Below are 26,806 nucleotides of genomic sequence, written 5' to 3' on the forward strand. Positions count from 1 at the left end.
GCACTATGGTGGTCTGTCGAATTCCTTGCGTTCGTCACCGATCGGGATAATCTCTTGGGTGGGCCGTTTCCCATCGATCGTCGATCGGGTGTCGGGCGAGCGTCTGATCCCCCTCGGGGTGGCGAGTCGGGGCGGGGGCGGCCGAGCCGAGGCCGTGCCGATCGACTCGGGACGAGAACGGCCCCGCGGCGGCGGAACTCCGCGGGGCGAGCCAGCCGATCCTCCGGAGATCCGCCACGATGACCGTCGCGACGCGCAGCCAGGCCGAGCTCGATCTGCTTTGCATCAACACCATCCGCACCCTGTCGATGGACGCGGTGCAGGCGGCCAACTCCGGCCATCCAGGCACTCCGGTCGCGCTGGCCCCGGTGGCTTATGCGCTCTGGCAAGGGTTCCTCCGATTCGACCCGGCCGATCCGATCTGGCCGAATCGGGATCGGTTTGTGCTCTCGGCGGGCCACGCGTCGATGCTCCTCTACTCGCTGCTCCACCTGACGGGGGTGCGGGCGGTCGACCCGAAGTATGAGATCCTCGGTGAGCCGTCGGTGCCGCTGGAGTCGATCAAGAAGTTCCGGCAGCTCGCCAGCAAGTGCCCCGGCCACCCAGAGTACCGCTGGACCTCAGGGGTGGAGACGACGACCGGGCCGCTCGGCCAGGGGGTGGCGACCAGCGTGGGCATGGCGATCGCCGGGAAGTGGATGGCGGAGCACTTCAACCGCCCCGAGTTCCCGATGTTCGACTTCGACGTTTACGCCATCGCCGGCGACGGCTGCCTGATGGAAGGGGCCAGCTACGAGGCGGCCAGCCTCGCCGGCCACCTGAAGCTCTCCAACCTCTGCTGGATCTACGACAACAACCGGATCACCATCGAAGGCTCGACCGACCTGGCCTTCAGCGAGGACGTCGCCACGCGATTCATCGCCGCCGGTTGGAACGTCACCCGAGTGGGCGACGCCAACGACCTGGAGATGCTCTCCCGAGCCTTCCAGACCTTCAAGGGAGAGCAGCACCGGCCGACGCTGATCATTGTCGACAGCCACATCGGCTACGGCACCGCCAAGCAGGGCTCGCACACCGCGCACGGCGAGCCGCTGGGAGAGCAGGTCATCGCCGAATTCAAGGAGCGATTTGGGCTCTCCCCCGAGGCGTTCCACGTGCCGGGCGGCGTGTATGATCGCTTCCAGGAGGGGATCGGCCGGCGGGGGAAGTCGCTCCGGGACGCCTGGTACGTCAAGTTCGACGAGTACAAGGCCCGGTTTCCCGAACTGGCCGAGCAACTCGAGCTGATGCAGCGTCGGGAGCTGCCCGAGGGCTGGGACCGCGACCTGCCGAGCTTCCCGGCCGATGAGAAGGGACTGGCCGGGCGGGCGGCCTCGTCGAAGGTCCTCAACGCGGTCGCCAGGAACGTCCCTTGGTTCATCGGCGGCTCGGCCGACCTGACGCCGTCGACCAAGACCCGGATCGAGTCTCCCGAGGCCGGGGACTTCCAGGCGGGTTCCTACGGCGGCCGGAACCTGCACTTTGGCGTCCGAGAGCTGGGAATGGGCGCTTGTCTCAACGGCATGGCCCTAACCAAGGTCCGGCCCTACGGCTCGGGCTTCTTCATCTTCAGCGACTTCTCCCGGCCGGCGATCCGGCTGGCGGCGTTGATGGAGATCCCGGTGATCTACATCTTCACGCACGACTCGATCGGCGTTGGGGAGGACGGGCCGACGCACCAACCGATCGAGCAGCTCGCCTCGCTGCGGGCGATTCCGAACATGTACACGATCCGCCCCGGCGATGCGAACGAGATCGTCGAGGCCTGGCGGTTCATCATGAAGCTGAAGCACGAGCCCGCCTGCCTGGTGCTCACCCGGCAGAATGTGCCGACGCTGGACCGCTCGAGGTACGCCGCGGCGTCGGGTCTGGCCCGGGGGGCGTATGTCCTGGCCGACCCGCCCTCGGGGGCGGAACCGGAGGTCATCCTCCTGGCCAGCGGCAGCGAGGTCCCGCTCTGCGCTTCGGCCTTCGAGCGCTTGATCGCCGACGGCGTGGCCGCCCGGGTGGTGAGCATGCCCTGCTGGGAACTGTTCGAGCACCAGGACGTTTCCTATCGCGAGGCGGTCTTGCCGCCTCACATCACCGCCCGCGTCTCGGTCGAGCAGGCGGCCACGTTCGGCTGGGAGCGTTACGTCGGGCCAAAGGGGCATATGATCGGCATGCAGACCTTTGGTGCGTCCGCTCCGCTGAAGGAGCTCCAGAAGAAATTCGGCTTTACGGTCGACAATGTCGTCGCGAAGGCCAAGGAGCTGGTCTCCGGGGCGACGGCCCCGGCCTGAGGAGGCTCGAGCCTGGTCGGTGCCGGGGCTGTCGAGGGCGGCCCCGGTCGATGTGCTCCCTAGGCTCGGTTGAGGAAGGGGCCGAATCGTGACGATCGCGGAGAAGGCGCTAGAGCTGGTCGTCGATGGCTCGGTTGTCGGGCTGGGTACCGGGCACGCCGCCTCGGATTTCGTCCGCCTGCTCGGGCAGCACGTCCGGGGGGGCCTCGACGTGCGGGGGATCGCCACCTCGAGGGCGACGGAGGCGCTAGCCCGCGAAGTCGGGGTGCCGCTGCTGGGGCTGGGGGACGTGGACGCGATCGATGCCACCTTCGACGGCGCCGACGCGGTCGACCCGGAGCTCAATCTGATCAAGGGGCTGGGCGGCGCGCTGCTCCGGGAGAAGATCGTCGCCTCGTATTCGAGGAGGCTGATCATCCTGGTGGGCAAGGAGAAGCTGACCGATCGCCTCGGCCGGGGCTACTGCAAGCGGCTTCCGGTCGAGGTCGTGCCGTTTGCCCTGCCTCTGGTCCGCCGTCGCCTGCTGGAGATGGGGCTCGGCGCCGAACTCCGATCGCGGGAGGGCCAGCCGGTGCCGACGGATAACGGCAATTACACGGTGGACATCGACCTGTCGACTCTGGAGGAGGACCCCAGGGGCCTGGGAGAGCGGGTCCGGGCGATCCCCGGGGTCGTGGAGACGGGGCTCTTCATCGGGATGGCGGGGACGGTGCTCGTTCAGCTCGGGGACGGCACCGTCGAGGTCCTGACCCGGGGCGGATGATCTGGTTCGATCCGATCGTATCCGATTGGGAGCGCAACGGGCCGAGGCCGCCGGGGGCGGCTCTCGGCGGGAGAGATCAACGTCGGGGAGGCGTCGCGAGATCGCGCTCGCCGAGCCGGCCGGGAAAGGGGGAACGCCGTGCAACTGGGTATGATCGGTCTGGGCCGGATGGGAGAGGGCATGGTTCGCCGGCTCTTGAAGGCCGGCATCGAGTGCGTCGTCTTCGACATGAACGCCCAGAAGGTCGGGGAACTGGCCGCGGCCGGTGCCGAGCCGAGCGGCTCGCTCGAGGAGTTCGTGGGCAAGCTCACCAAGCCCCGGGCGATCTGGCTGATGATCCCCGTGGCGTTCGTCGACGAGATGATCGCCCGGATCGTCCCGCTCGTCGAGCCGGGCGACATCATCATCGACGGCGGGAACACGCATTACCACGACGACATTCGCCGGGCCAGGGAGCTGAAGCCGAAGGGGCTGCATTACGTCGACGTGGGGGTCAGCGGAGGCGTCTGGGGCCTGGAGCGAGGCTACTGCCAGATGATCGGCGGCGAGGATGAGATCGTGAAGCGGCTCGACCCCGTCTTCGCCGCGCTGGCCCCTCCCGTGGAGGCGGCCCCGCGCACTCCCGGCCGCGAGGCGATCGCCGGGAGCACCGCCGAGCACGGCTACCTGCACTGCGGCCCGACCGGTGCCGGCCACTTCGTGAAAATGGTCCACAACGGCATCGAGTACGGCATCATGGCCGCCTACGCCGAGGGCCTGAACATCCTCCGGCACGCCGATGTCGGCACCAAGCACCACGAGAAGGACGCCGAGACGACGCCGCTGAAGGACCCCACGCTCTACCAGTACAACTTCAACCTCGCGGACATTGCCGAGGTCTGGAGGAGAGGCAGCGTGATCGGCTCCTGGCTGCTTGACCTGACGGCCAAGGCCCTGCTCAAGGACCCGGACCTCGACGCGTTCTCCGGTCGCGTCTCCGACTCGGGTGAAGGGCGCTGGACGATCCAGGCCGCCATCGACGAGGCGGTGCCGGCCCACGTGCTCACGACCGCGCTCTACGCCCGGTTCTCCTCCCGGGGCGAATCGACCTACGCCGACAAGGTCACTTCCGCCATGCGGAAGGAGTTCGGCGGCCACTCCGAGAAGCTCTCCGCCGGCATCTGATGAGGAGAGCTCGCTTGGAGGCCCCCGGACGAGGGGCTTCCGGGCCTCGGCGCTCTTGGGATGCCGTCCCACCGTCTCCCTAGACGCCCGGCACGCAGCCGGCCGACCCCAACGCCATGCGGGCTCCCCGATGCCGACCGACTCGCCGCACGGACCGACGGCCGAACATCGTCGCCTCCTCGATGTGATGGGAGACGACCGGGACAACGTGAGCTGGAGACGCTGGGGCCCCTACGTGGCCGACCGCTCCTGGGCCACGGTGCGGGAGGACTACAGCGCCGATGGCAACGCCTGGTCCTTCCTCCCGCACGACCTGGCCCGAAGCAAGGCCTACCGCTGGGGAGAGGACGGGATCGCCGGCGTTTGCGACCGCTACCAGATCCTCGCCTTCGCCCCCGCCTTCTGGAATGGCCGCGACCCGATTCTCAAGGAACGCCTCTTCGGCCTCACGCCAGATGAGGGGAATCACGGCGAGGACGTGAAGGAATACTACTTTCACGTTGACAACACGCCAACGCATTCCTTCATGGCGTTTCTCTATAAGTATCCCCAGGGCCGATTCCCTTACGAACAGCTGGTGGAGGTGAACCGTTCCCGGTGCGGCCAGGGGCTCGAATACGAGCTGATCGACACCGGTATCTTCGCCGAGAGCCGCTACTTCGACATTGAGATCGAGTACGCCAAGTTCGACGAGGAAGACCTGGCGATCCGGATCACCGCGCACAACCGGGGCCCGGAGCCGGCGCCGCTGCACCTGATCCCCCAGCTCTGGTTCCGGAACACCTGGGCCTGGGCGGGAGCAGGGGGCCGTCCCTTGTCGCCGGAGGATGAGCCTCGGATCTCGATGGCGCCGGCTCGGTCGGAAGCCTTCATCGAACTCTGGGCCGATGACTCACCGGCCACGATTCCCAAGGGAATGCCGATTCCCTACTCGCTCGGCCGCCGATCGCTCTACGCCGAGGCCGGTGCCGAGGCGATGTTCACCGACAACGAAACCAACATGCCCCGCGTGTTCGGGGCCGGCGCCCGGAACCGCAAGCCGTTCGTGAAGGATGCCTTCCATGATCGGATCGTCGAGGGACGCTCCGGCGCCACGAACCCGGCTCGGATCGGGACCAAGGCGGGCTTGCACTACGTCTTCGAGGGGGTTCCACCGGGGGGCTCGGTGGCCGTCAGGCTTCGCCTTTCCGACAAGCCTGGGCTGGACGACCCCCTGGGGCCGGTCGACCCGATCCTCAAGACGAGGAAACTGGAGGCCGATGCCTTCTTCGAGGCGATCCGACCGGAAGGAGCGTCCGACGAGGAGGCGATGATCCAGCGCCGGGCGCTGGCCGGCATGCTCTGGACGAAGCAGATCTACCTGTTCGACGTGCACGACTGGCTCCGGGGAGACGACCCGAGCTGGCCCCCTCCCGCCTCGCGCTGGTCGATCCGCAACCAGCACTGGCTGCACCTGAACTCGATGCGGATCATGAGCGTCTGCGACAAGTGGGAGTACCCCTGGTTCGCCGCCTGGGATCTCGCCTTTCATTGCGTCGCGCTCGCCCTGGTCGACCCGCAGTACGCCAAGGACCAGCTCTGGGTTCTGCTGTTCGAGCAGTTCCAGCACCCTAACGGCCAGATCCCGGCCTACGAGTGGGAGTTCTCCGACCTCAATCCCCCGGTGCATGCCTGGGCCGTCTGGCGCGTCTATCACATGGCCGCGCAATTCGACAAGAGGCACTACGGCCGGGAGGTTCGCGACCGCGGCTTCCTTGAGCGCTGCTACCACAAGCTCCTGATCAACTTTGCCTGGTGGGTGAACAAGGTCGATCGCCAGGGGAACAACATCTTCGAGGGCGGATTCCTCGGGCTGGACAACATCACGATCGTCGACCGCAGCGAGCCCTTCTCCGACGGCACCGTGATCGAACAGGCTGACGCGACCGGCTGGATGGGGATGTTCTGCCTGAACCTGATGCGGATCGCCTTGGAGCTGGCCAAGGAGAACCCCGTCTACCAGGGGATGGCGACGAAGTTCTTCCAGCATTACGCCTACGTCGCCGCCGCGATGAAGAAGATGGGCGGCCGGGACTACCAGCTCTGGGACGACCGCGACGGGTTCTTCTACGACGTGCTTCGGTATCCGAACGGTGAGTTTCACAAGCTCCGCGTCCGGTCGCTGGTCGGGCTGATTCCGCTCTACGCCGTCGAGCGGCTGGAGCTGGACTGGATCGAGCAGTTCCCCAGCTTCACGGCCAGCCTGAAGTGGTTCCTGAAGAACCGGCCGGATCTGGTGAAGGACGTGGTCCACGAGTGTGAGACTCGGGACGGGCAGGGGACGACGCTCGTGCTGACGATCGTTGACCGAGACCAGCTCCACCGCCTGTTGGAGCGGGTCTGGGACTCGGAGGAGTTCCTCGGGGAGTACGGGGTCCGCAGCCTCTCTCGGGCCCACTCGGAGCGGCCCTTCGTCTTCCGGGGGCACGTGGTCGCCTACGAGCCGGCCGAGTCGGTCACGAAGCTCAAGGGGGGGAACTCGAACTGGCGGGGGCCAATCTGGTTCCCGACGAACTTCCTGCTCATCGAATCGCTGCGGAAGCTCGGCAAGGCCTGGGGGGATTCCGACGGTATTCGGAAGGACGGCCGCGTGTTGACCTACCGCGAAATGGCGTCGGATCTGGCCGACCGGCTGATCTCGATCTTCCGGGTCGGACCCGACGGCCGGCGTCCCGTCTTCGGCGGACAGGACACCTTCCAGCGGGATCCCCATTGGCGCGACCAGATCCTGTTCTACGAGTACTTTCACGGTGACGAGGGGGCTGGCCTGGGAGCCTCGCACCAGACGGGGTGGACGGGACTAGTCGCCTGCCTGATCGACGAGTGGAAGGCTGCCGCCCCCTCCGACGCCGGGACCGGGGCGGGCTCGGACCGAAGCCTGGCGTACAAGGCGTTGATGGCGCCGGAGTGATCCAACGAGCAGGGGAGATCAAGTCGGTCTGCCCCCGGCGCCGGTTCGTCCTGGAGGAGTGTGGGGCGAGGTCCCTGGTTCGAGGAACGGATCGACCCTGATCGGCCGGGGGGGTAGGGCTCGCGAATCGATCGAGGGTCCGCTATGATGATCGTGCTGGATTGGTCCCGAGTCGGAGGGCCCGGGGGACGATGGCCGATCGCTCGAACCACTACGAATCGGCCTTCGAGTCCTACGTGCGGTCGCTCCGCGTCCCCTGCGTGGCGATTGACGAGGCGAGGCGGGCGCTGGTCGGCGACGGCGATGTGAAGTCGCCCGACTTCCTGCTCTACCCCCGATCGGGCCCGAACCTGGTCGTCGAGGTGAAGGGGAAGCGCGGCAAGAATGCATCCGGCCGGCGCCGCTGGGAGAACTGGGTGACGACCGACGACCTCGATGGCCTGGTGCGCTGGCAGGAGCTGTTCGGCCCGTCCTTCCGGTCGATTCTCGCCTTCGCCTACGCCGAGCGCCCGCCGGCGATCGGCCTGCCCCCAGGGGAGGGCGGCTTCCCGTTCCGGGGGCGGATCTACCGCTTCTGGGCGGTGGGGCTGGACGACTATGTGGCCCACCTCCGCTCGAGAGGCCCGTCCTGGAAGGCGGTCGCCATGGCCCGTCGGGCCTTCCGACGCCGTGTCCGGCCGCTGGACGACTGGCTGCCTCCCCTCCCCGCTCCGCCGAGCCGGGGAGTCTCCCGACCCCCCAAGGAACCGTCCCGATGACCGCGATTGCCCGCATCGGCCGAGGGGCCCTGCTCGCCCTGGCCCTCGGCCTGGCCGTTCCGCCTTCCTCGACCGCTCAGGGTGACTTCGGCGTCCCGCCGGCCGAGGGAGAGAGCCAAGGGAAGCCGCTGTTCGGGTATCTGGCCGCCGGCGCCGGCTGCATCGCCATCATGTTCGTGCTCTGCATCTCCGCTCGACGCTGATCCAAGCGAACCTCGGCCCTCCTCCGTCGGTCGGTCGAACCGACCCTCCGATCCCGATTCCCTCGAACGCTTCACGGCCCGATTCATGCTGACCGCCTCGACTCCGCGCTGGTCGATCGACGAGGTCGCCGCGATCTACCGGACCCCGGTGCTGGAACTCCTCCTCCGCGCCGCCGAGGTCCACCGCCGCCACCACGACCCCGGGGAGATCCAGGTCTGCCGTCTGCTGTCGATCAAGACCGGCGGCTGTCCCGAGGACTGCGCCTATTGCCCGCAGTCGGCCCACCACAAGGCAGCGGTCGAGTCGGAACCGCTGATGGACGTCGACGCGGTCGTTGCCGAGGCCGAGCGAGCCCGACGCGACGGCGCCACCCGCTTCTGCATGGGGGCCGCCTGGCGAGAGGCGAAGGACGACGCCCGGTTCGAGCAGGTGCTGGAGATGATCCGGCGCATCAAGGCGATCGGTGGGCTGGAAGTCTGCACCACGCTCGGCATGCTCACCGCCGACCAGGCCCGCCGCCTGAAGGAAGCCGGCCTGGACGCCTACAACCACAACCTGGATACCTCCGAATCGTTTTACGGCCGCATTATCAGTACGCGGACGTATGAGGATCGCCTCGACACCCTCCGTCACGTCCGGGAGGCCGGCGTCTCGGTTTGCTGCGGCGGGATCCTCGGGATGGGAGAGTCGGAAGGGGATCGCATCGCTCTGCTGCACACACTGGCGAACCTGCCCGAGCCGCCGGAATCCGTCCCGATCAACGCGCTGGTCCCCGTCGAGGGGACGCCGCTGGCCGGCCGGTCCCGGGTCGACGTTTGGGCCATGGTCCGGGCGATCGCCACGGCTCGGATCCTGATGCCGACGAGCATGGTCCGGCTCTCCGCCGGCCGCCTGGAGCTGAGCGAGGCCGAGCAGGCGCTCTGCTTCCTCGCCGGCGCGAACTCGATCTTCGCTGGCGAGAAGTTGCTGACGACCCCGAACCCCGAGGTTGATGCCGACCGCCTGCTCTTCGAGCGGCTTGGCCTCCGCGCCCGGGAGGCCTCCCCCCGCTGACGGCGCCCGGCCCCGGGCGGCTCGGGGACCTCGCCATGATCGAATCGAGCAGGAGGACAGGCGTCCCTCGTGTCGTCGTCTCGGGGATCGGGCTCCGCACCGCGCTGGGGCCGGACGCGGAATCCACCTGGTCGGGTATCCGATCGGGGCGATCCGGAGCATCCGCCCTTCCGGCCGGATGCCTCCCGGGGCGCCCCTGGTTCGGGTTCCCGATCCCGGGGCCGGGCATTCGCGCGATGCCTCCCGGCGTGGCGGAGGCGGTCGCGGCGGCGGAGGACGCCCTCCTCTTCGATCGAGGGGAGCCGACCTTCGACCCGGAGCGAGCCGCCGCCGCCATCGGCCTGAGCAAGGGGCACCTCGGCTTGCTGGCTCGCTGGTGTGATCGGATTGATCGGCCGAGAGACTTCCCCCAGGCCGAGACCAATCCGGATTGGACCGAGGCGTGGCCGGATGCGGCCGCCCGCGCCGCGACCCGCAGTCTGGGCCTGCGAGGGCCGAGCCTGGGACCGATCGCCGCCTGCGCGACCGGGGTCGTGGCCGTGCTCCGGGCGGCCGAGCTGATCCGGCGAGGGGACTGCGACCTGGCGATCGCCGGGGCGACCGACGCCTCGCTCGACCCCCTCGTGCTCGGTGCCTTCGACCGGATGCGGGTGCTGGCTCGCGTCGGAGGCGACCCGAAGGAGGCGGTTCGACCCTGGGATCGGCGCCGAAGCGGCTTCCTCGTCGGGGAGGGGGGGGCGGTGCTCGTCCTCGAGCGCGAGGAGCACGCGAGAGCCCGGGGAGTCCTGCCGTATGCCGAGGTCGCGGGAGGGGCACTCGGCTCCGACGCCGGACACGAGACGAACCTCGACCCCGACCCGAGACGCCTGGCGGCTCTGATCGTCGAGGCGATCCGCCGAGGAGGCATCGACCCGAACGAGGTCGATCTGGTCAACGTCCACGGGACGGCAACGCTGGTCAACGATCCGCTCGAGTGCCGGGCCATCCGGCTCGCGCTCGGGTCGGCGGCCGATGCGGTTTCCTGTTCGGCGAACAAGCCACAGATCGGCCACCTGCTCGGCGGCGCGGGGGCGGCCGAACTGGCGATCGCCTGCCTTTCTCTCCGCGACCAGTTCGCGCCGCCAACCCTGAACCTGACCGACCCCGACCCGGCCTGCGACCTGGACGGGACGCCGGGCATCGGCCGCCCGAGGACGATTCGGGTCGCGTTGAAGCTTTCGCTCGGTTTCGGCGGGCATCTGGCGGCGGCCGTGCTGCGGCTTCCCGACGGTCCGAGGCGATCCGGCCCGAGCCAGGACGGTCGGGACCGGGATCGAGAGGAAGTGAGGGGCGTATGAGCATCGATCCGTTCTCCTGGATCGACGAGATCGCCGAGACTCGAGCGCGTCAGGGGCTCACCCGGCGGCTCATCGCGATCCGACCGGGGGCGCCGGGGCGGGTGGAGCAGGACGGGAGGCCGCTCCTGAACTTCTCCTCGAATGATTACCTCGGCCTTGCTGGCGATCCCCGGCTTGTCGAGGCCGCCGGCCGAGCCGCCGGCCGATTTGGATGGGGATCGGGGGCGTCTCCGCTCGTCTCCGGCTGGACGGAAGCCCATCGGGAACTGGCGGAGGCGATCGCCGACTTCGAGGGGGCCGAGGCGGTCGCCCTGTTCCCGACCGGCTATGCGGCCAACCTCGGGACGATCGCCGCGCTCGTCGGGCCTGGCGATGCGGTCTATGGCGACCGGCTGAACCACTCGAGTCTGATCCAGGGGGTTCGGCTCTCGGGGGCCAGGCTCCGGGTCTACCCGCATGGCGATACCGACCGGCTGGCCTCTGTGTTGGCCCGAGACCAGGGTCGGTTCCGCCGCATCCTGATCGCCACCGACGGGGTGTTCAGCATGGATGGCGACCTTGCCCCGCTGCCGGAACTGGTCGCACTGGCCGATCGCGTTGGCGCCATGCTGCTCGTCGATGAGGCGCATGGCACGGGCGTCTTCGGCGACGACGGGCGTGGATCGGCCTCGGCGCTCGGGGTGGCCGACCGGGTGCCGATCCGATTGGGAACCCTCTCCAAGGCGCTCGGTTCGCTCGGCGGCTTCGTGGCCGGATCTCGCAGACTGGTCGACCACCTGATCAACCACGCTCCGACGCTCGTCTACTCGACCGCCATGCCCGCCGCCGCCGCGGCCGCTGCTGGGGAAGCGCTCCGAATCTCCCGGGAAGAGCCCTGGCGCCGAGAGCGGGTGCACGAGATCGGACGACGGCTGCGATCGCGACTGCGGGCCGAGGGGTTCGCGATCCCCGACTCGGAGGGGCCGATCGTGCCCGTCATCCTCGGAGAGGCCGCCGAGGCCTGCGAGGCGGCGGCCTTCCTCCGCGAATCGGGGCTTCTCGTCCCGGCGATCCGGCCGCCGACCGTGCCCAGGGGGGAAGCGAGGCTCAGGATCAGCCTCACCGCAGCCCTCGAGGACGACGCGATCGATCGGCTCGTGGAGGTGATGCGAGGGATCCGGGAGGATCGGGGCCGAGGGGATCGGCGATCCGATCCGGAGTGATGGGGACCCGATCCTCGGAGGGTCGAGGACCAGACGGCTGCTCCCGAACCAGAACTCCGGAGCGAGCGGCGGAGGAAAACGGGCCGCCCCGCCCTCCGGTCGGCCGGGAGAGGCGACCGAGGGGCGGGGCGTTGCCCGAGGCGGTCGATCCCATCGCCGGGGTCAGCCTCCGACCCGGTCGAGGAGGGTCTGAAGCTCGTCGACCTCCTCCCGGGAGAGCTGATCGCGAAGCTCCCAGGCGCGGGAGAGATATCGGCTGGCCCGGGCCGAACGCTCGGGGTCGCCGGCGATCAGGCGGCCCATGTGAAAATTGAGCACGGCGAGGTCGGGAGACTTCCGAAGCCCCTCGGCGAAGGATTCCTCGGCGTCATGGGTGCGGCCGACGGCCTCCTGGATCGAGCCGAGGGTATCGAAGAACTCGCCCGGGAGGGTGCGGCGCTCGACCCGTCCGAGCAGGCCTTCGGCGAGCTCGAGAGCCTGCTGATCCTGGTCGAGATAGCGATGGAGAATCCAGGCCTTGTTGTTGATCGCCTCGATCGACTTGGCGTCGAGGGCGAGCACCTTGTCGTACATGGCGACTGCCTCCTGCAACAGGGAGCGGGAGGAGGCGGAATCGCCCAGGGATTCGGCGGCGGAGAGCAGGATGTCGCCGTAGGTGATGTACACGAGGGGGCTCTCGATCAGGCTGGCGGCCTGCTCGGCCCAGGGCTGGGCCAGGTCCGATCGGCCGCCTCGGTGGAAGCCCAGGGCGATCGCCAGCGACGGGGAGCCGGTCTTGTCCCCCTCGCCGGCCTCCTGAGCGATGCGGAGGGCCTCCTGAACCCCGGCCTCGCCGTCGGCCGAGCCGTCAGCCGACGGCTCGACGAGGTAGCGGATGAGGGCCGAGAGGACGGAGCCCTCCTCGGGCATCGCCTCTCGGGCGGTCTTCAGGAGGGCGATCGCCTGGGGGGTGTTCCCGCGGTCGTGCTCAATGCGGGCGAGCTCCAGGTGGGCCCGAGCATACGAGGGGTTGGCCTCGATGGCCCGACGGAGCAGGGCGATCGCCTCCTCCTGGCGCTCGGCCTTCTGGCGATCGGTTCCGGTCTGGGCGACCAGCGCCGAGGCTCGGAGCAGCAGCGCGTCGGGCTGGGAGGGGGAGCGGTCGAGGATTCGGCCGGCTTCGACGATGGCCTCGTCGGCCCGACCGGTCTCGAGCAACAACTGGCCGAGGACCAGCCGGATGTCGTCGCGGTGGTCGTTCTGGTCGATTGCCTCCCGGTAGGCCTGCACGGCACGCTCGATGAGCCCCTGGTCGCGGTAAATCTGGGCTTTCAGCAGCGGGCCGACGGGGGAATCGGGGTTGATCTGCTCGATCTGCCGGGCGACCGCCTCGGCCTTGGCATAGTCTCCCTGGCGCATGGCCAGTTCGCACTCGGCCTGGGGAAACCGGAGGTTGTCCGGGAACTCCTCCCGGAACTGCTGGACGAGTTTCAGGGTGCGGGCGTTGAGCTCTCGTTCCCGCTCCCGGTCGTCGCGACGGGAGGCGAGGATCGCCTGCGAGGAGACGACGCCGATGAGCCCCTCGGCCAGGAGGGCGTCCTTCGGGTTCGCCTCCAGGAGCTTCGAGATGAGCGATTCGGCCTCCTCGAAGCGTTCCTCCCGGATGTAGAACTCGGCGAGCAGGCGACGGAAGCGATCCCCCTCGGTGGTTTCGGAGTCAGCCCGATCCTCGGCGAAGGCGAGGGCGGCGTCGACCCCCTCGGAGCGTCGGATCAGCTCGTAGATGGTGCGGACGAGGTCGGTTGACTCGGGGTGGGCCTGGAGGCCCTCCTCAAGCGTGGTGCGGATTTCGGCGATCGCCTCGTGGGAGGCGTCCCCCTTCGAGGCCAGGGCGGCGAGCAGCAGGTAGACGGCCGGGGGCTGCTCGGCCTGGTCGATCGCCGAGCGGAGCAGGGTGACGGCCTCGGCCTCCTGGTCGCGCTCCCCAAGCAGGAACGCCTTGGCCACGACGGCGCCGGAGTGGGCGGGGACGCGGTCGAGCACCTGGTCGAGGAGCTTCTCGGCGACCTCTTCCTCGCCGTTCGCTCGGAAGAGATCGGCGGCCTGGACGCGCTCGTCGATCGTCGACTCTGGCTCGTTGAGCAGAGCGATCAGCTCCTTACGGGCGTCTTGCCACTGGCCCTTTCGGGAGCGGGCGGCGATCAGCTTCCAGCGGGCGGCTCGGCCCAGGGCGCCGGCCCGGTCGTCCTGGGCGATCGATTCGAGCCGGGCGATGGCGTCGTCGAAGTCCTTGTGCTCCATCGACAGCGCCGCCAGCGACCACTCGGCGGCGGTGGACAGCGACAGGCCGTCGCCGAGCTCCTTGACCGGGTCGCCCTCGAGCAGGGCCTTGAGCACCTCGGCCGCCTTGGCGGGGGATCCGCTCCGGCTGTCGAGCTGAGCCTTCCAGAAGAGGGCGACCTTGTTGCTCGGATCCTTCTGCAAGGCGTGCTGGAGGAAGCGGGAGGCGCCGGGGAAATCTCGGCGGGCGAGGCAGAGCTGGGCGTCGAGCAGGTCGGCCGAGGCGGCCTCCGGCCAGCGGCGACGGATGGTGGCGACGGTCTCGGCGGCGGCTTTCTGATCTCCCTGGGCCAGGTCGAGCATTGCGAGCTGGACGAACGGGGCGGTCACACCGGAGCGCTCGGCCGCCTCGACGAGCACGGTGCGGGCCTCGTCCGGCCGCTCCAGCGGCCCGGCGAGGATGCGGGCTCGGGTCTGGGCAACGGCGACCTCCTCTGGATGCTCGGCGAGGAAGGCGGCGAGAACCTCGTCGGCCGCTTGGGGGTTCTCCTGCTTGACGAGGATCGCGGCGGAGAGGACGGCGAGCTGCGGGTCGGCCGGGTACTGCTGGCGGGCCCGATCCAGGGTCTCGCCCGCTTCCTCCAGGCGATCGAGATCCATGAGCGTCGAGACGGCCAGCGCCTCCAGGGCCGGCGAGCCGCCGCCATTGCGGCGCAGGTCATCGAGCTGGCCAAGGCCGGCCTCGGCGCCGTCGAGTTCGATGGCCAGCTCGGCCAGGCGGAGCGAGACAGCCGGCGGGACCTCCCCGCCGTCGACGATCGCGCTGGTGTAAGCGGCCCGGGCCAGCTCCAGGTCCTTTGGCGACCTGCGGCTGCGGGCGATCTCGCCTTGAAGCAGCCGGATCGTGCCTGAGAGGGAGGCGAGCGACGGATCCTGCTCAACGGCCCGAGAGAGGCGGGAGACGATGCGATCGGCCTCCTCGGGATAGTCGGCCTCCAGCAGGCTCCAGGCGGCCCAGACCTGGTAGCGAGGCTCCAGGATCCCGGGCCGGGCCTCCTCGGCCCGCTGAGCCTCGAGGAGGTGCTGCCGACCGAGCGCCGGCTCGCCGGACATCATCAGGGCGATCCCGTAGAGCGCCTTGGCGAGAACGACGTTGGGGAGCTTCAGCGTCGCCTCCCGGAGATGGGTCCGGGCGTCGATCAAGGCCGAGTTCGGTGCGCCGCCGCCGCCGTTGGCTTCTCTCGGCCCGGTCAGGCCGGAGCGCTCGAGGTCGAGGGCACCCTGGAACAAATGACCAAGACCCTGGTACTCGGGGCGAGGGCCGGCGATCAGGGCCTCGATGTGGGGCTTGGCCCGGTCGAAGCGGCCGGGATCATCCGAGCCGGAGAGGGCGGCCTTGATGGCCGTCTCCCGCATCCGCAGGACGTCCTCCTGAAGCGAGGCGTCCTTGACCACGTCGGGGGTGAGGGCGGCCTCGATGACCCGGAGGCACCCGGCGCGGTCCCCCTTCAGATTGAGGTGCTCGGCGTATGCCTGCGAGAGCCAGAGCGCGGAACCCTGGCCGGCCTGGAGAGCCGCCTCGAAGCCCCGGTCAATCACCTGGGCGATCGGCTGCCAGCGCGCCTCTCCCCCCTCGGCGTCGAGCCGGACGAGGGCGTCTCGAACGCGACGGGAGAGCCGATGGATTTCGACCACCCGGGCGGCCTCGACCTCCTTGCCGCCGAGGATCGTTTCGGCCTGCTCGGAGATGAGGGCCAGCACCCGCTCCTGGTCGGTCGTGCTCGGCGCCCGCTCCAGGGCGAGGACCAGCAGGCGGAGCCGACAGAGCCGATCGATCGGGTGGTCGGCCGCGGTGGCGGAGGACGTCATCACGGCGGAGAGGATGCGGTCCAGCGCGGCGTTCTCCTGGGAGTACTGGGCGATCCGGGCCTCGAGCCAGGCGGTCCGGTCGCGATCAGGAGCCAGCTTCCGGAGCGATTCGAGGATGCGATTGGCCTCGGTGACTTTCGGCGGCGAGGCTTCCATCGCCTCCAGGCCGAGCACGATCAGGGCCTCGAGGTCCTCGGGGTCGAGCGCGATGACCTCTCGGGCCCACTGGGCTTGCTCCGACGGATTGTCCCCCTCGAGGCTCTCGACGAGCAGGGCGCGGCGGGGCTCCAGCGCCGTCTTGTCGAGGTCGGCGGCGCGCAGAAGGCTTCTCAGGCGGAGGCCCTGCAGGTGCGGCCGCTTCTCGGAGTCGGCCTGGGGGAGCCACGCCTCGTAAAGATCGGCCAGCTCCTGGCTGATCGCGCCCTGGTTCGAGGAGGCAACCTGGGAGGCCTGGAGGTAGTAGATCTCCGCTTCCTCGAAGTTGCCGGCCGATCGGGCCTCTCGGGCCTGGGCGAGGAGTTCGTCGGCGTCGGCCTGCCGGGTAACGAGGACGAAGGCGACGAGGCCGCAGAGGGCCACGGCCACGAACAACCCCGAGAGGACGATCAAAGGCTTCCAGCGCACGGACATCGGTCTCTCCTCCTTGCGAGATGCGGCGTCGAGGGGATCGGACGCGCTCGAATCCGTTCACGACCCTCCCGTCGAGCGGGGGGCGTTGGTGCGGTTGCGGTGCGGTCGGGCCCGCCTTGGGGCGAGCGGCCGATCGTTGGGCTTCAACCTCAGCTCAGGGCTGACACCTCGAGGGGGTCATCCAGGGGGCCGTCCATGGCGATCGAGTCCCGGTGGTCTGTCAGGAGGTCGAGCGGAATGGCCTCGTCGAGTGCACCCATCCTGGTGATCCGGCCCGGGGCCATGGCACGACTTCTATATCACACGACCCGAGCGGCTGACCAGTGCGGTCCCCTGAAAAATCCCCGCTGGTCGGACTCCGATCCGATCCACCGGGAACTCGTCGAGAACTGGCCGACGCCGCCGACACGATCCCCCGATGGAAGTCGATCGGTCGGGGACCGGCTGCCGGAGGAAGGCGGTCGCAGGCCGGTGCAAGGCTCCGGCCTGGAGCGGTCCTGGATTCCTCCAACAGCCGGACTCCGGCGTTCTCCCGAGGGGGTTCGGGAGTCGGCTCAGGCCGTCTCGGCTGACGGATGCGTCCAGGGCTCGCGGTAGGGCCGGGCGAGCAGGGCATTGGCCTCGTCATCGCCGACAACCTTGCCGGCCTGGGCGTCCCAAGTGAGGGAGCGGCCGAGCCTCATCGACAGGTTGGCGAGAATGCAGGAGGCGGTCGAGATGTGTCCCTCCTCGATGTCGGCCACCGGGCGGCCTCGAGACTCGATCGCGGAGAGGAAGTCGAGCATGTGCAGGCGGACCGCCGGGGCGACGTGCCGCTCCAGGTCCTTCTCGTCGCGGTCCTCGGGGTACTGGTCGAGTTCGTAGACGACGTCGCCGTGGATCGGCTGGCCGTTGCCCTGGGGGATGAAGTCGTAGCGGTGGACGCTGAGCTTGAGCGTCCCCTTGTCGCCGTAGATGGTGGCACCCCAGGGGTAATCCGGGTCGACGGGATGACCCCAGGTGCGGTGCTGCCAGACGACGGGGAACTGCTCGAACTCGAACATCGCCGTTTGCGTGTCGGAGATATTCGCCTTCGCGCCGGGGTCCACGAGGATGCCGCCGGTCGACGAGACGCGTTTCGGCCAGCCGAGGCCGGTCATCCAGCGGACCATGTCGAGCATGTGGATGCACATGTCGCCGACGATGCCGTTGCCGTATTCCATGAAGGCCCGCCAGCCGCGAGGGTGGGCGATCGGGTTGTAGGGACGCATCGGGGCGGGCCCGGTCCACATCTCCCAGTCGAGGTGGTCCGGCGGGGCGGCGTCGGGCGGGTTACTCCGGTTCCTCATGTGGTAGTAGCAGTAGACCTCGGCGTGCCCGATCGTGCCGAGCAAGCCCTCCTTGATCACCCGGTCTCGGGCTTCGATCAGGTGCGGCGTGCTCCGTCGCTGCGTGCCAACCTGGACGACCCGGCCGGTGCGGCGGGCGGCGTCGAGCATGGCCTGACCCTCGGCGATGTCGACGCTGATCGGCTTCTGGACATAGACGTCGGCTCCGGCCTCGACGGCGGCGATCATCGGCAGGGCGTGCCAGTGGTCGGGAGTGGCGATGAGGACGATGTCGAGGTCGCCCTCCTTGAGCATCTCCCGGTAGTCGGAGTACGTCCGCGGCGTCTTGCCCGACTTCTGGCGGGTGGCGACGAGGTCGGCCGCCTCGGAGAGCATCTTCGAGTCGACGTCGCAGAGGGAGACGACCTCGACCGGCGCGACCTGGATCAGCCGGAGCAGGTCGATCTTGCCATACCAGCCGGTGCCGATCAGCCCGACGCGCTTCCCTTGCATGGCCGCGGCGGCCTCGGCGGATCGCCCGGCGGCCGACAGGGCGAGCCCCGCGGCCCCGGCGCGGAGGAACTGGCGACGAATCATGGATTGCCTCGCAGCTCGATCGGGATGGGAGGTAGTCGCGGAGAAGGGACCCGCGCTTCCCCCGACTCTAGCGGCCTCTCCGCTCGATTGCGATGCTCCGCTCTTTTGGCGTCGACCCTCTCGGATCGTCGAGGGGCGCTGGATCGACGATTCTGGCCATCCGGTCCCGCCCGCATCTTGGTACACTAATCGATTCGCCCGAGAACGCATCGGCGAGCACCGATCGCGGCGTCCTAGCGCCGCATACCCACGATCCGATCGAAGGACGCATCAGGATGGCAGAGCCGAGCACCGACGGCCAGGGCTCCGGATTCAACGCGCTCGGCCTCGACGACCGCCTCGCGGAGCCGCTGGCCGCGTTGGGCTACGAGGAGCCGACACCGATCCAACGAGCGACGATCCCCCCTCTGATCGAGGGCCGAGACCTCGTCGGGCAGGCCGCCACCGGCACGGGAAAGACCGCCGCCTTCGCCTTACCCCTGCTGCATCGACTGGGGATGCGGGGGGACGACCGCCCTCGTCCGAGCTCGCTGATCCTCGTGCCGACCCGAGAGCTGGCGATGCAGGTCGCCCAGGCGGTGCATCGTTACGGCAAGCCGCTGGGGGTGGACGTGCTGCCCATCTACGGCGGCCAGGCGTACGGCCCGCAGCTCCGGGCGCTGGGGAGGGGCGTCGACGTCGTGGTCGCGACCCCGGGTCGGGTGCTGGACCACATCAAGCGGGGCACGATGCCGCTGGACGGCCTCGCCACCGTCGTCCTCGACGAGGCGGACGAAATGCTCGACATGGGGTTCGCCGATGACATCGAGGCGATCCTTGCCGCCACTCCCGAGCAGCGTCAGACCGTCCTCTTCTCCGCGACCATGCCGCCTCGGATCGCCGGGATCGCGAAGCGGCACCTGAGCAACCCGGTGCAAATCACCATCGCCAAGGAGAAGCTCCCGGCCGGCGCCGTGCCGAAGGTGCGGCAAGTCGCCTACGTTGTGCCCCGGTCGTACAAGGTGGCCGCCCTGGGGAGGGTGCTCGACCTGGAGAATCCGGCCTCGGCGATCATCTTCTGCCGGCGCCGGGACGAGGTCGATCAGCTCGCGGAGACGCTCAACTCCCGGGGCTACCGCTCCGAATCGCTGCACGGGGGAATGACGCAGGATCAGCGCGACCGTGTGATGAAGCGGTTCCGCGCCGGCCAGGCCGACCTGCTGATCGCCACCGACGTGGCCGCCCGAGGGTTGGACATCGAGCACCTCTCGCACGTCGTCAACTACGACCCGCCCACCGAGGCGGAGTCGTATGTCCACCGCATCGGCCGGGTCGGGAGAGCGGGCAGGGAGGGGGTGGCGATCACGCTGGCCGAGCCGCGCGAGCACCGCCTGCTCCAGAACTTCGAGCGGGCGACCAAGCGGAAGATCGAGCTGGCCCAGGTGCCCACCGTCGCCGACGTTCGCTCCCGTCGGCTCGACCTGACTCGGGCCGCCGTCCGGGAGGCGCTGCTGGAAGGGGACCTTGATCGCTTCCGGGTCGTGCTGGAGTCGCTGACCGGCGAGTTCGACATCATGGCCGTGAGCCTGGCTGCCCTGAAGCTGGCACACAACGCCCTGGGCAACGACAGTGAGGACGAGCAGGAGATTCCGACGATCTCCCCTCGGGGCGATCGCCCTCCTCGGGATCGCCACCGACGCCCCACCCGCGAGCGCGGCCCTGCCGGCCCGGCCCGGGATCGGCGACCCGGGAGATCGGGGCCCGCATCGGGACGCTTCGGCTCGGGGGTCGCTCGATTGTTCATCGGCGCCGGCCGAGAGGCGGGCGTCCGGCCCGGCGACCTGGTTGGCGCCATCGCCAACGAGGCCGGCATCAGCGGCCGCCTGATCGGCGCGATCGAGATTGCCGACCGCTTCTCGTTCGTCGAGGTGCCCGAGGACGTCGCCGACGAGGTGGTCGCCGCCCTCCGGGCCAGCACGATCAAGGGCCGGAAGGTGACCGTGCGCCCGGCCGAGTGACCCGAAGCAATCTGGCGGCGCGCCCGCTCACCCCGAGGGCGGTGGATGGTGGGCCTGCTTTCGGTCGTCCTGCTCCGTCTCCCTGGCGATCGAGAACCGGGGATGGCCCGGCTCCGGCTCGGCTTGACGTAAGTGCAGTCAAGCTGCTAAAGTTGGTCAACATCCCTCGACGCGGCCTCCCTCGCGACCCTGCCGATTCCGGTCCCTGTTCCGTCGTTCCCTCGATGCGGGAGGAGTCTTCCGTGCGACGCCATGTTCCCCTGATCGCCGCGCTCGGCCTCTGGCTTGTTGCCCCGATCGGCATCGGCGTGCCGGCCGGCCTGGCCCAGGACGAGGGGCCGACCCCGATCCCGGACTTCGCGCTCGACCAGACTTTGCCCACCGTCGAGGTCCCCCGAGGCGGACCCCGGGTGAACGAGACGGTCATCGACGCCACCCCGCTGCCCAGGGACAAAGCCCCCCAGATCGACTACCGGGACCAGCAGGCGAACTTCACCATCGGTGAGCGGATCACCGGGCAGCAGAGTGGCGCCACCGGCATCATCCTGGCCGACGACGACCAGGGATTCGAGGGGACCCTGACCCTGGGACAGGTCACCGGCGAATTCAAGGAAGGAGAGCTGCTCTCCGGCTCGAACTCCGGCGCCGCGACCGCCGACTCCGGCCTCCGGGAAGGGGTCTGGGTGCTCGACTTCGCCTTCAAGCCGCTCCGGACCTGGACGATCGACATTCCCGGCAAGGGGCGTCGCACCATCCTCTACCTCTACTACCGGGTGATCAACCGAACCGGCAAGCCAAGGATGTTCGTCCCTCAGTTTTTCCTCGAGACTGACGAGGGGAAACGCTACCCCGACGTCGTGCTGCCCCAGGCGGTCGAGGTCGTCAGGGCTCGAGAACACTCCAAGCCGCCGCTGCTGGGGGCCCCGATCCTCGGCGCCGTCCAGATCACCGGGATGATTCCCCCGAGCGAGAAGGAAGGGGTCGATGAGGCGGTTCACGGGGTCGCCGTCTGGATCCTCGACCGGGACATCGCCCGATCAGACTCGCTGTCAATCTACGTTCGCGGCCTCTCCGACGGCCTGCAGATCGCCGACGGGGGACCGGACGGCTCCGGAGACGAGGCGACCGTCAAGTACAAGACACTCCGGATCGACTTCGCCACCCCCGGCGACGAGTTCGACGTCCGAGAACGCGAGTTCCGCCTGAAGGCCCCGCCCTACGAGTGGGTCTATGACTGATCCCGCAGCTCCGTCGAAACCCGATCGGCGTTTCGCCTTCGGAGCGGCGACGGGGACCAATCCCCGTCGCCGTTCGGTCGTTCGACCCGTGCCTTGGCCTGGCTGGTTCAGCCGCCGACGTCGGGCCGATACTCGACCGGGTCCTTGAGCCCAAGCCGGCCGAAGGCGGCCAGTCGGAGCCGGCACGAGTCGCACCGACCACAGGACCGACCCTGACCGTCGGGGTCGTAACAGCTGTGGGTCAGCCCGTAGTCGACCCCGAGTTCGACTCCCCGGAGGATGATCTCGTCCTTGGTCTTCTTCAGCAGGGGGGCGTGGATGCGGTATCTCCCCGACCCCTCGACGCCCGCCTTGGTCGCCAGCCCGGCCAGGCGCTCGAAGGCGGCGAGGAATTCGGGACGGCAATCCGGATAGCCCGAATAGTCGACGCAGTTGACTCCGATGAAGAGATCAAAGGCGCCGATCGCCTCGGCCCAGGCCAGGGCCATCGAGAGGAAGATGGTGTTCCGGGCCGGGACGTACGTCACCGGAATCCCGGCGGCCATCTCGTCCTCCTCGCGATCCTTGGGCACGGCGATGGCATCGGTCAGGGCGCTGCCGCCAAAGGCCCGAAGGTCGATCTCCAATTCGACATGCCGTTCGACCCCCATCGCGGAGGCGACCCGCCGCGCCGCCTCCCGCTCGACGGCGTGGCGCTGACCGTAGAGGATCGTCAGCGCATAGGGGGCGTAACCCAGGGCGAGGGACTCGGCAAGGACGGTCGTCGAGTCCAACCCGCCGCTGAGCAGCACAACGGCCTTGGGGCGATTGCTCATGAGGGCCTCCGGTCTCCTTGCCTCCCCGGTCGGAGCCCCCCTATGGTGGTGCCGGGGGAGGGCGGAGGCAAGTCCGAAATCCCTCGGAGGCTCAGGGGACGGCCCTCATCTGCCGTCGAAGGCGGGCCAGGGCCCGGGCCCACAGCTTCTTCACGCTGTCTTCGGTACGGCCCATCCGCTTGGAGATCTCCGGGAAGCTCATCCCTTCCAGGTGGCGGAGGACGATCACCTCGCGGTAGTCCTCGCTCAGGTCGCGAAGGGCCTCGGCGAGGATGACGGCCTGTTCCCGGCGCGAGGCGTGCTGGCTGGGAGTTTCCTGCTGGGCCATCAGGCCGCGATCGGAGACGCGGGAGAGCTCGCTGAACGAGTCGATCAGCTCGCGCTCCAGGTTCATGTCCCGCCGTTGGGTGCCGAAGTAGTGGCGGATCACATTGGCGAGGTTGGCGGCGAGGATCCGGCGGAGCCAGGCGGCGAATTCCTTCTCGGTCGTCCCCCGGAACTGCTCGAAGTCGCGATGGGCCTCCAGGAAGGTTTCCTGGACCAGATCGGCCGGGTCGACCTTGCCGCGCAACCGGGCGCCGACCTGGAAGCGGGAGAGCAACATCAGGTCGTCGCGGTATCGCTCCAAGAGGCGCCCGAGCGCCTCGACGTCGCCGTTCCTGGCCCGGACGAGCAGCACCAGGCGGGGGTCCGGTTCGGGTCCGTGATCGAGCATTCGCGTGCTCCGATTCCCTCCGGGGTCATCGGTCGTCCGCCGGCCGTCTCGTCCCGCCCCAGCGTCTCGCATCGAGATCGCCCCGAATTCGATCGGGCAAGCCGATCCTCCTCTCTCGCCTCAGGAACTAGGTCTGCGGGGCCGATCCGCCGACCCGGGCCTCCCGAACCAGCTCGCGTCCCCAATCAGGGCACGGAGGGGGGACCGGTCGGGCCGCGCTTTTGCCCAGGGGATCGTCGCCAGGCTCGAGAGGCCCGTGCCCAGCAGACACGCTCGATCGGGTCGAGGCTCGCGGACCCGGGGTCGGTGAGGGACCGCAACACGGCAAAGAAGTTCATGGATTCTTCCTCGCGTTGGGCCACCGCGTCGAGTAGATTGCAATCACCTGGGGATTCTCCCCCTGAAGCGACAACGCTCTGTTGTCGAACGACCCTCTCTCCCATCCCGCTGGTTGCCTGAAGCTCCCGGCCTTGACGAGGTTGCGCCCATGCTTCGTTCGCGACGCGCCTTCACCCTGATTGAATTGCTGGTGGTCATCGCGATCATCGGCGTCCTGATTGCACTGCTTCTGCCCGCGGTCCAGGCGGCCCGAGAGGCGGCCCGGAGGGCTCAATGCACCAACAACCTGAAGCAACTGGGACTGGCGCTCCACAATTACAACGACATCCACGGGACGCTGGCCCCCGGGCGGATTTGGGCCCCGCGTCCCGGTCGAGGTCCGAATGATTTTCCGACGATCTTCTCCGGGACCCAAAACACGACCTGGTTCATCCTGATGCTTCCGCAGTTCGAGCAGCAGGCCTTGTATGACGCCTTCAATTTCACGCTTGGTGCGGAAGGATTCGCCGGACCGGGGCTGGCACCCGCCGAGGGGTTCTTCGCCAACAGCACGGTGTCTGCGACCAAGATCGGCCTTTTTCAGTGCCCGAGCGACGAGGAACGCATGTTCCAAATTACTCCTCAATACGCCGGAGGGCTGCTGAGCGGGCCGAGGTTGACCAAGGGGAATTACGCGGTGAGCTGGGGGAACACGAACTGGGGCCAGCGGGCGGTCGGGACTCAGCAGTACTTGCAATCGGCGTTCGGCCACAAGGCGGTCCGGCTCGCCGAGGTCCGCGATGGCACCAGCAACACGGTGTTCATCGCGGAAGTGCTTCAGGGGGACCTCTATGATGTCCGGGGCGTGATGTGGTCGAGCGTGCCCGGAGGGGCTTCGTTCATGACCCGGTTCGCACCAAACCAGTTCCAGGATTATCTCGGACTGGTTTCCGGAGGCGACTACCTCAACCAGCCGATCTTCTGCGTCCCCGAGGACCGCATGCCCTGCACCAGCGCCAACAGCGACAACAACGCCTTCGCGGCCGCCCGAAGCCGCCATCCCGGCGGGATCAATGTCGTGCTCGGGGACGGGTCGGTCCGATTTCTGAAGAACACCGTCTCCCATCCGATCTGGCTGGCCTTGAACACGATCAAGGCGGGCGAGGTCATCAGCGCCGACCAGTATTGATCGCGGGCGGGCTCCCGGATCGATCGGCGAGAGGCATCCTCCGGTCTGGCTCGATCCGATCGGCGAGGAGCCGAGATCGAGACTCGGATCAACGATCACCAGGCGGCCTGGAGCAACTCGGCCATCGCCTGCTCGTCGCAGGGGCGAGGATTGGTCCTGTGGCAGTGGTCGAGCATCGCGAGGCGAGCGTAGTGGGGGATCCGGTCGCGATCCAGGCCGTCGACCTCCCCCAGGCGATGGGGCAGGGGAAGCCGGGCGAGCAGGATCTCGCTGAGGGAGATCAGGTGGCCGGGGCCGTCGCCGGATCGGCCCAGGCCGAGCTGTGCCGCGAGCACGGCCAGCCGGGGGCGAGCCGCCTCCAGGTTGAACCGGAGGGCGTGGGGCAGCAGGATCGCGTTGAGCGTGCCGTGATGCGCCCGGCCCTCGCCGCCGAGGGCGTGGGAGAGGGAGTGGATCACGCCGAGCCCTTTGTGGAAACTGATGCCGCCGAGCAGGGCCCCCATCATCATTGACCGTCGGGCGTCGCGATCGGAGCCGTCCTGGACGCTCGGCTCCAGTCCCCGGGTGACGTACCGGATCCCCTCCAGGGCGATGCCGTCGCAGATGGGATGGAAGGTGGTGGAGAGGTAGCTCTCGATGCAGTGAGCCAGGGCGTCCATTCCCGTCCCGGCGGTGAGGACCGGAGGCAGGCCGAGCGTCAGCTCGGGGTCGCAGATCGCGACGCTTGGGAGCAGGTGAGGGCTGAGCGCGATGGTCTTCCGTCCGGTCTGAGGGAGCTGGATCAAGGGTATCCGTCCGGTGAAGACCATCCTTGACGCCCGCGCGGCCCGAGCGCAGGGCGGCCCTGGCCGTCAGCCGGCGGCCAGGATGCGGCGGACCGACGTCCGGCCGATCCCCAGTCGCCGCGCGATCTCCGCGTGGCTCACCCGCTCGGCCTTGAGCCGGAGGACCTCGGCCGACTTCAACGACGCGGTCGGCGGGCGGCCATGGGGACGGCCTTCCCGCCGGGCCTGGGCGATCCCGGCCCGGACCCGCTCGCGGAGGATCTCCCGCTCGAACTCCGCGAAGACCGCCACCATGCCGGCCAACGCCCGGCCAGTCGGGGTGGTCAGGTCCAGCGCCTCGGTCAGCGACACGAAGCCGACGCCGAGTTCGGTCAACTCGCGCAGCGTCACTACCAGGTCGGGCAGGGAGCGGCCCCAGCGGTCCAGCCGCCAGACCACCACGGCGTCGACCTCGCGGCGGCGGGCGTCCCTCAGCAGGGACTCACGCCCGGCTCGCTCCCTCGCCCCCGAGCCGATGTCCTCGACCCGTCTGGCGAGGTCCCAGCCACGGTCCCTGATGTAGGCCGTCATCGCCTCGACCTGCATCCCGAGGGTCTGCTGGTCGTGCGTCGAGACCCGGGCGTAGAGTGCGGCGCGCATGGGCCGGCCCTCCCTGGCCGAAAACCCCCGCCGGACCGGGGCCGTCGGGCCCCGGATCTCCTGCCGTCGCCGGGCCCACCGCGGGGGTGGCCGTTAACTATCCCTTTCGGCCACCCGCCGCCCCCGGCAACACCCGGCGGTCCGGCAGCAGGTCATCGACGCGGCTCGCCGGGTGGGTGCTGACCCGGTCGAGCACGTCGCGGAGGTAGGCGAACGGCTCGTTGCCGTTGCGCTTGCAGGACTGGACCAGGCTCATCAGCGTCGCCGCCGTCCGGCCGCCGCGGTCGCTGCCCAGGTGCAGCCAGTTCTTCCGCCCCACCGCGACCGGCCGCAGGGCGTTTTCGACCGCGTTGTTGTCGATCGCCAGATACGGCGACTCCAGATACCGGCTCAGCTCCGCCCGGTTCGACAGGGCGTAAGCGATCGCCTCCCCGATCGGGCTCCTCGGCAGCACCTTCGCCGACTCGTCGTCCAGCCACGACCACAGCGACTCCAGCAGCGGTCGCGACCGCTCGCCCCGCGCCGCCATCAGCCGGTCGTCGCCCCAGCCGCCTCCCTTGGCCTCGCGTTCGACGTCGTAGAGCCGGCCGATCCACGCCAACGCCGCGTGCGACCGCTCCGGGTCGCTGGTGCGGGCCTCGTAGAACTTCCGCCGCGCGTGCGCCCAGCAGCCGACGGCGACCAGGCCGCGGGCGT

19 protein-coding genes are annotated in these 26,806 nt (G+C 69.1%); 12 read left to right on the plus strand and 7 right to left on the minus strand.

The genetic code is table 11. The features are described 5' to 3' along the window. The first annotated feature begins 239 nt into the window (after positions 1-239). The 9 genes from tkt to bioF all read left to right on the plus strand — a co-directional run bounded on the left by tkt (position 240) and on the right by bioF (position 11,752). Positions 240-2,321, plus strand: a complete 2,082-nt coding sequence (gene tkt, locus TsocGM_RS07695; protein WP_126724723.1) for a transketolase — start codon at positions 240-242, stop codon at positions 2,319-2,321. 88 nt (positions 2,322-2,409) lie between these two features. After that, positions 2,410-3,084 (plus strand): ribose-5-phosphate isomerase RpiA, encoded by a 675-nt coding sequence (gene rpiA, locus TsocGM_RS07700; RefSeq protein WP_199756715.1) that lies wholly within the window; start codon positions 2,410-2,412, stop codon positions 3,082-3,084. A 138-nt stretch (positions 3,085-3,222) separates the two neighbouring features. Beyond that, positions 3,223-4,248 (plus strand): phosphogluconate dehydrogenase (NAD(+)-dependent, decarboxylating), encoded by a 1,026-nt coding sequence (gnd, locus tag TsocGM_RS07705; protein ID WP_126724724.1) that lies wholly within the window; start codon positions 3,223-3,225, stop codon positions 4,246-4,248. A gap of 130 nt (positions 4,249-4,378) precedes the next feature. Beyond that, positions 4,379-7,198: an MGH1-like glycoside hydrolase domain-containing protein gene (locus tag TsocGM_RS07710; protein ID WP_126724725.1), complete on the plus strand. Its 2,820-nt coding sequence runs from the start codon at positions 4,379-4,381 to the stop codon at positions 7,196-7,198. A gap of 191 nt (positions 7,199-7,389) precedes the next feature. Next, positions 7,390-7,956, plus strand: coding sequence for an HYExAFE family protein (locus TsocGM_RS07715; RefSeq protein WP_126724726.1), 567 nt, complete (start codon positions 7,390-7,392; stop codon positions 7,954-7,956). Then, positions 7,953-8,159 carry a hypothetical protein gene (locus TsocGM_RS07720; RefSeq protein ID WP_126724727.1) on the plus strand — a complete coding sequence of 69 codons (207 nt, stop codon included), beginning with the start codon at positions 7,953-7,955 and terminating at the stop codon, positions 8,157-8,159. Before TsocGM_RS07715 ends, TsocGM_RS07720 begins: the two co-directional genes overlap by 4 nt. Positions 8,160-8,244: 85 nt before the next feature. Beyond that, positions 8,245-9,213 carry a biotin synthase BioB gene (gene bioB, locus TsocGM_RS07725; protein ID WP_126724728.1) on the plus strand — a complete coding sequence of 323 codons (969 nt, stop codon included), beginning with the start codon at positions 8,245-8,247 and terminating at the stop codon, positions 9,211-9,213. A gap of 236 nt (positions 9,214-9,449) precedes the next feature. Beyond that, positions 9,450-10,550, plus strand: a complete 1,101-nt coding sequence (locus TsocGM_RS07730; protein ID WP_233578570.1) for a beta-ketoacyl-[acyl-carrier-protein] synthase family protein — start codon at positions 9,450-9,452, stop codon at positions 10,548-10,550. Continuing rightward, positions 10,547-11,752: an 8-amino-7-oxononanoate synthase gene (gene bioF / locus TsocGM_RS07735; protein WP_126724730.1), complete on the plus strand. Its 1,206-nt coding sequence runs from the start codon at positions 10,547-10,549 to the stop codon at positions 11,750-11,752. The genes TsocGM_RS07730 and bioF overlap by 4 nt, the downstream gene beginning before the upstream one ends. 162 nt (positions 11,753-11,914) lie before the next feature. Here the strand turns inward: bioF and TsocGM_RS07740 are convergent, their stop codons facing one another. After that, entirely contained in the window at positions 11,915-16,510 is a 4,596-nt protein-coding gene (locus TsocGM_RS07740; RefSeq protein WP_126724731.1) for a tetratricopeptide repeat protein, read from the minus strand. A gap of 554 nt (positions 16,511-17,064) precedes the next feature. After that, positions 17,065-18,414, minus strand: a complete 1,350-nt coding sequence (locus TsocGM_RS07745; protein ID WP_126724732.1) for a Gfo/Idh/MocA family protein — start codon at positions 18,412-18,414, stop codon at positions 17,065-17,067. Positions 18,415-18,689: 275 nt separating this feature from the next. On the opposite strand from TsocGM_RS07745, the gene TsocGM_RS07750 reads away from it, so the two are divergent. Both TsocGM_RS07750 and TsocGM_RS07755 read left to right on the plus strand, forming a co-directional pair. Then, the gene (locus TsocGM_RS07750; RefSeq protein ID WP_126724733.1) at positions 18,690-20,411 is read left to right on the plus strand and encodes a DEAD/DEAH box helicase; all 1,722 of its coding nucleotides are present in this window, start codon (positions 18,690-18,692) and stop codon (positions 20,409-20,411) included. A gap of 242 nt (positions 20,412-20,653) precedes the next feature. Further along, positions 20,654-21,649: a hypothetical protein gene (locus TsocGM_RS07755; RefSeq protein ID WP_126724734.1), complete on the plus strand. Its 996-nt coding sequence runs from the start codon at positions 20,654-20,656 to the stop codon at positions 21,647-21,649. A gap of 107 nt (positions 21,650-21,756) precedes the next feature. On the opposite strand, the gene queC is transcribed toward TsocGM_RS07755, so the two are convergent. Then, positions 21,757-22,464, minus strand: coding sequence for a 7-cyano-7-deazaguanine synthase QueC (gene queC, locus TsocGM_RS07760; RefSeq protein WP_126724735.1), 708 nt, complete (start codon positions 22,462-22,464; stop codon positions 21,757-21,759). Between the two features lie 91 nt (positions 22,465-22,555). After that, a complete protein-coding gene (locus tag TsocGM_RS07765; protein ID WP_126724736.1) occupies positions 22,556-23,179 on the minus strand; it encodes a sigma-70 family RNA polymerase sigma factor in 624 nt (207 codons plus the stop codon). A gap of 487 nt (positions 23,180-23,666) precedes the next feature. Between TsocGM_RS07765 and TsocGM_RS07770 the strand changes: the two genes are divergently transcribed. Continuing rightward, positions 23,667-24,686, plus strand: coding sequence for a DUF1559 family PulG-like putative transporter (locus TsocGM_RS07770; protein WP_126724737.1), 1,020 nt, complete (start codon positions 23,667-23,669; stop codon positions 24,684-24,686). 95 nt (positions 24,687-24,781) lie between these two features. Here TsocGM_RS07770 and TsocGM_RS07775 read toward each other — a convergent pair whose 3' ends face one another. The 3 genes from TsocGM_RS07775 to tnpC all read right to left on the minus strand — a co-directional run. Then, entirely contained in the window at positions 24,782-25,471 is a 690-nt protein-coding gene (locus tag TsocGM_RS07775; protein WP_233578572.1) for an iron-containing alcohol dehydrogenase, read from the minus strand. A 66-nt stretch (positions 25,472-25,537) separates the two neighbouring features. After that, entirely contained in the window at positions 25,538-26,110 is a 573-nt protein-coding gene (locus tag TsocGM_RS07780) for a recombinase family protein (RefSeq protein ID WP_126724739.1), read from the minus strand. Between the two features lie 97 nt (positions 26,111-26,207). After that, positions 26,208-26,806, minus strand: a 599-nt coding sequence (tnpC, locus tag TsocGM_RS07785) for an IS66 family transposase (protein ID WP_126724740.1), incomplete at its 5' end; no start/stop codon positions are given.

It is taken from the genome of Tautonia sociabilis, assembly GCF_003977685.1.
Classification (GTDB): Bacteria; Planctomycetota; Planctomycetia; order Isosphaerales; family Isosphaeraceae; genus Tautonia; species Tautonia sociabilis.

What these genes read in the sequence shown, in the direction of transcription:
- TsocGM_RS07740 (WP_126724731.1), bottom strand. Translation starts at nt 16,510, where the DNA reads ATGTCCGTGCGCTGGAAGCCTTTGATCGTCCTCTCGGGGTTGTTCGTG.
- TsocGM_RS07715 (WP_126724726.1), top strand. Translation starts at nt 7,390, where the DNA reads ATGGCCGATCGCTCGAACCACTACGAATCGGCCTTCGAGTCCTACGTG.
- TsocGM_RS07765 (WP_126724736.1), bottom strand. Translation starts at nt 23,179, where the DNA reads ATGCTCGATCACGGACCCGAACCGGACCCCCGCCTGGTGCTGCTCGTC.
- TsocGM_RS07730 (WP_233578570.1), top strand. Translation starts at nt 9,450, where the DNA reads ATGCCTCCCGGCGTGGCGGAGGCGGTCGCGGCGGCGGAGGACGCCCTC.
- queC (WP_126724735.1), bottom strand. Translation starts at nt 22,464, where the DNA reads ATGAGCAATCGCCCCAAGGCCGTTGTGCTGCTCAGCGGCGGGTTGGAC.
- TsocGM_RS07750 (WP_126724733.1), top strand. Translation starts at nt 18,690, where the DNA reads ATGGCAGAGCCGAGCACCGACGGCCAGGGCTCCGGATTCAACGCGCTC.
- TsocGM_RS07770 (WP_126724737.1), top strand. Translation starts at nt 23,667, where the DNA reads ATGCTTCGTTCGCGACGCGCCTTCACCCTGATTGAATTGCTGGTGGTC.
- TsocGM_RS07710 (WP_126724725.1), top strand. Translation starts at nt 4,379, where the DNA reads ATGCCGACCGACTCGCCGCACGGACCGACGGCCGAACATCGTCGCCTC.
- TsocGM_RS07745 (WP_126724732.1), bottom strand. Translation starts at nt 18,414, where the DNA reads ATGATTCGTCGCCAGTTCCTCCGCGCCGGGGCCGCGGGGCTCGCCCTG.
- bioB (WP_126724728.1), top strand. Translation starts at nt 8,245, where the DNA reads ATGCTGACCGCCTCGACTCCGCGCTGGTCGATCGACGAGGTCGCCGCG.
- TsocGM_RS07720 (WP_126724727.1), top strand. Translation starts at nt 7,953, where the DNA reads ATGACCGCGATTGCCCGCATCGGCCGAGGGGCCCTGCTCGCCCTGGCC.
- bioF (WP_126724730.1), top strand. Translation starts at nt 10,547, where the DNA reads ATGAGCATCGATCCGTTCTCCTGGATCGACGAGATCGCCGAGACTCGA.
- tkt (WP_126724723.1), top strand. Translation starts at nt 240, where the DNA reads ATGACCGTCGCGACGCGCAGCCAGGCCGAGCTCGATCTGCTTTGCATC.
- TsocGM_RS07780 (WP_126724739.1), bottom strand. Translation starts at nt 26,110, where the DNA reads ATGCGCGCCGCACTCTACGCCCGGGTCTCGACGCACGACCAGCAGACC.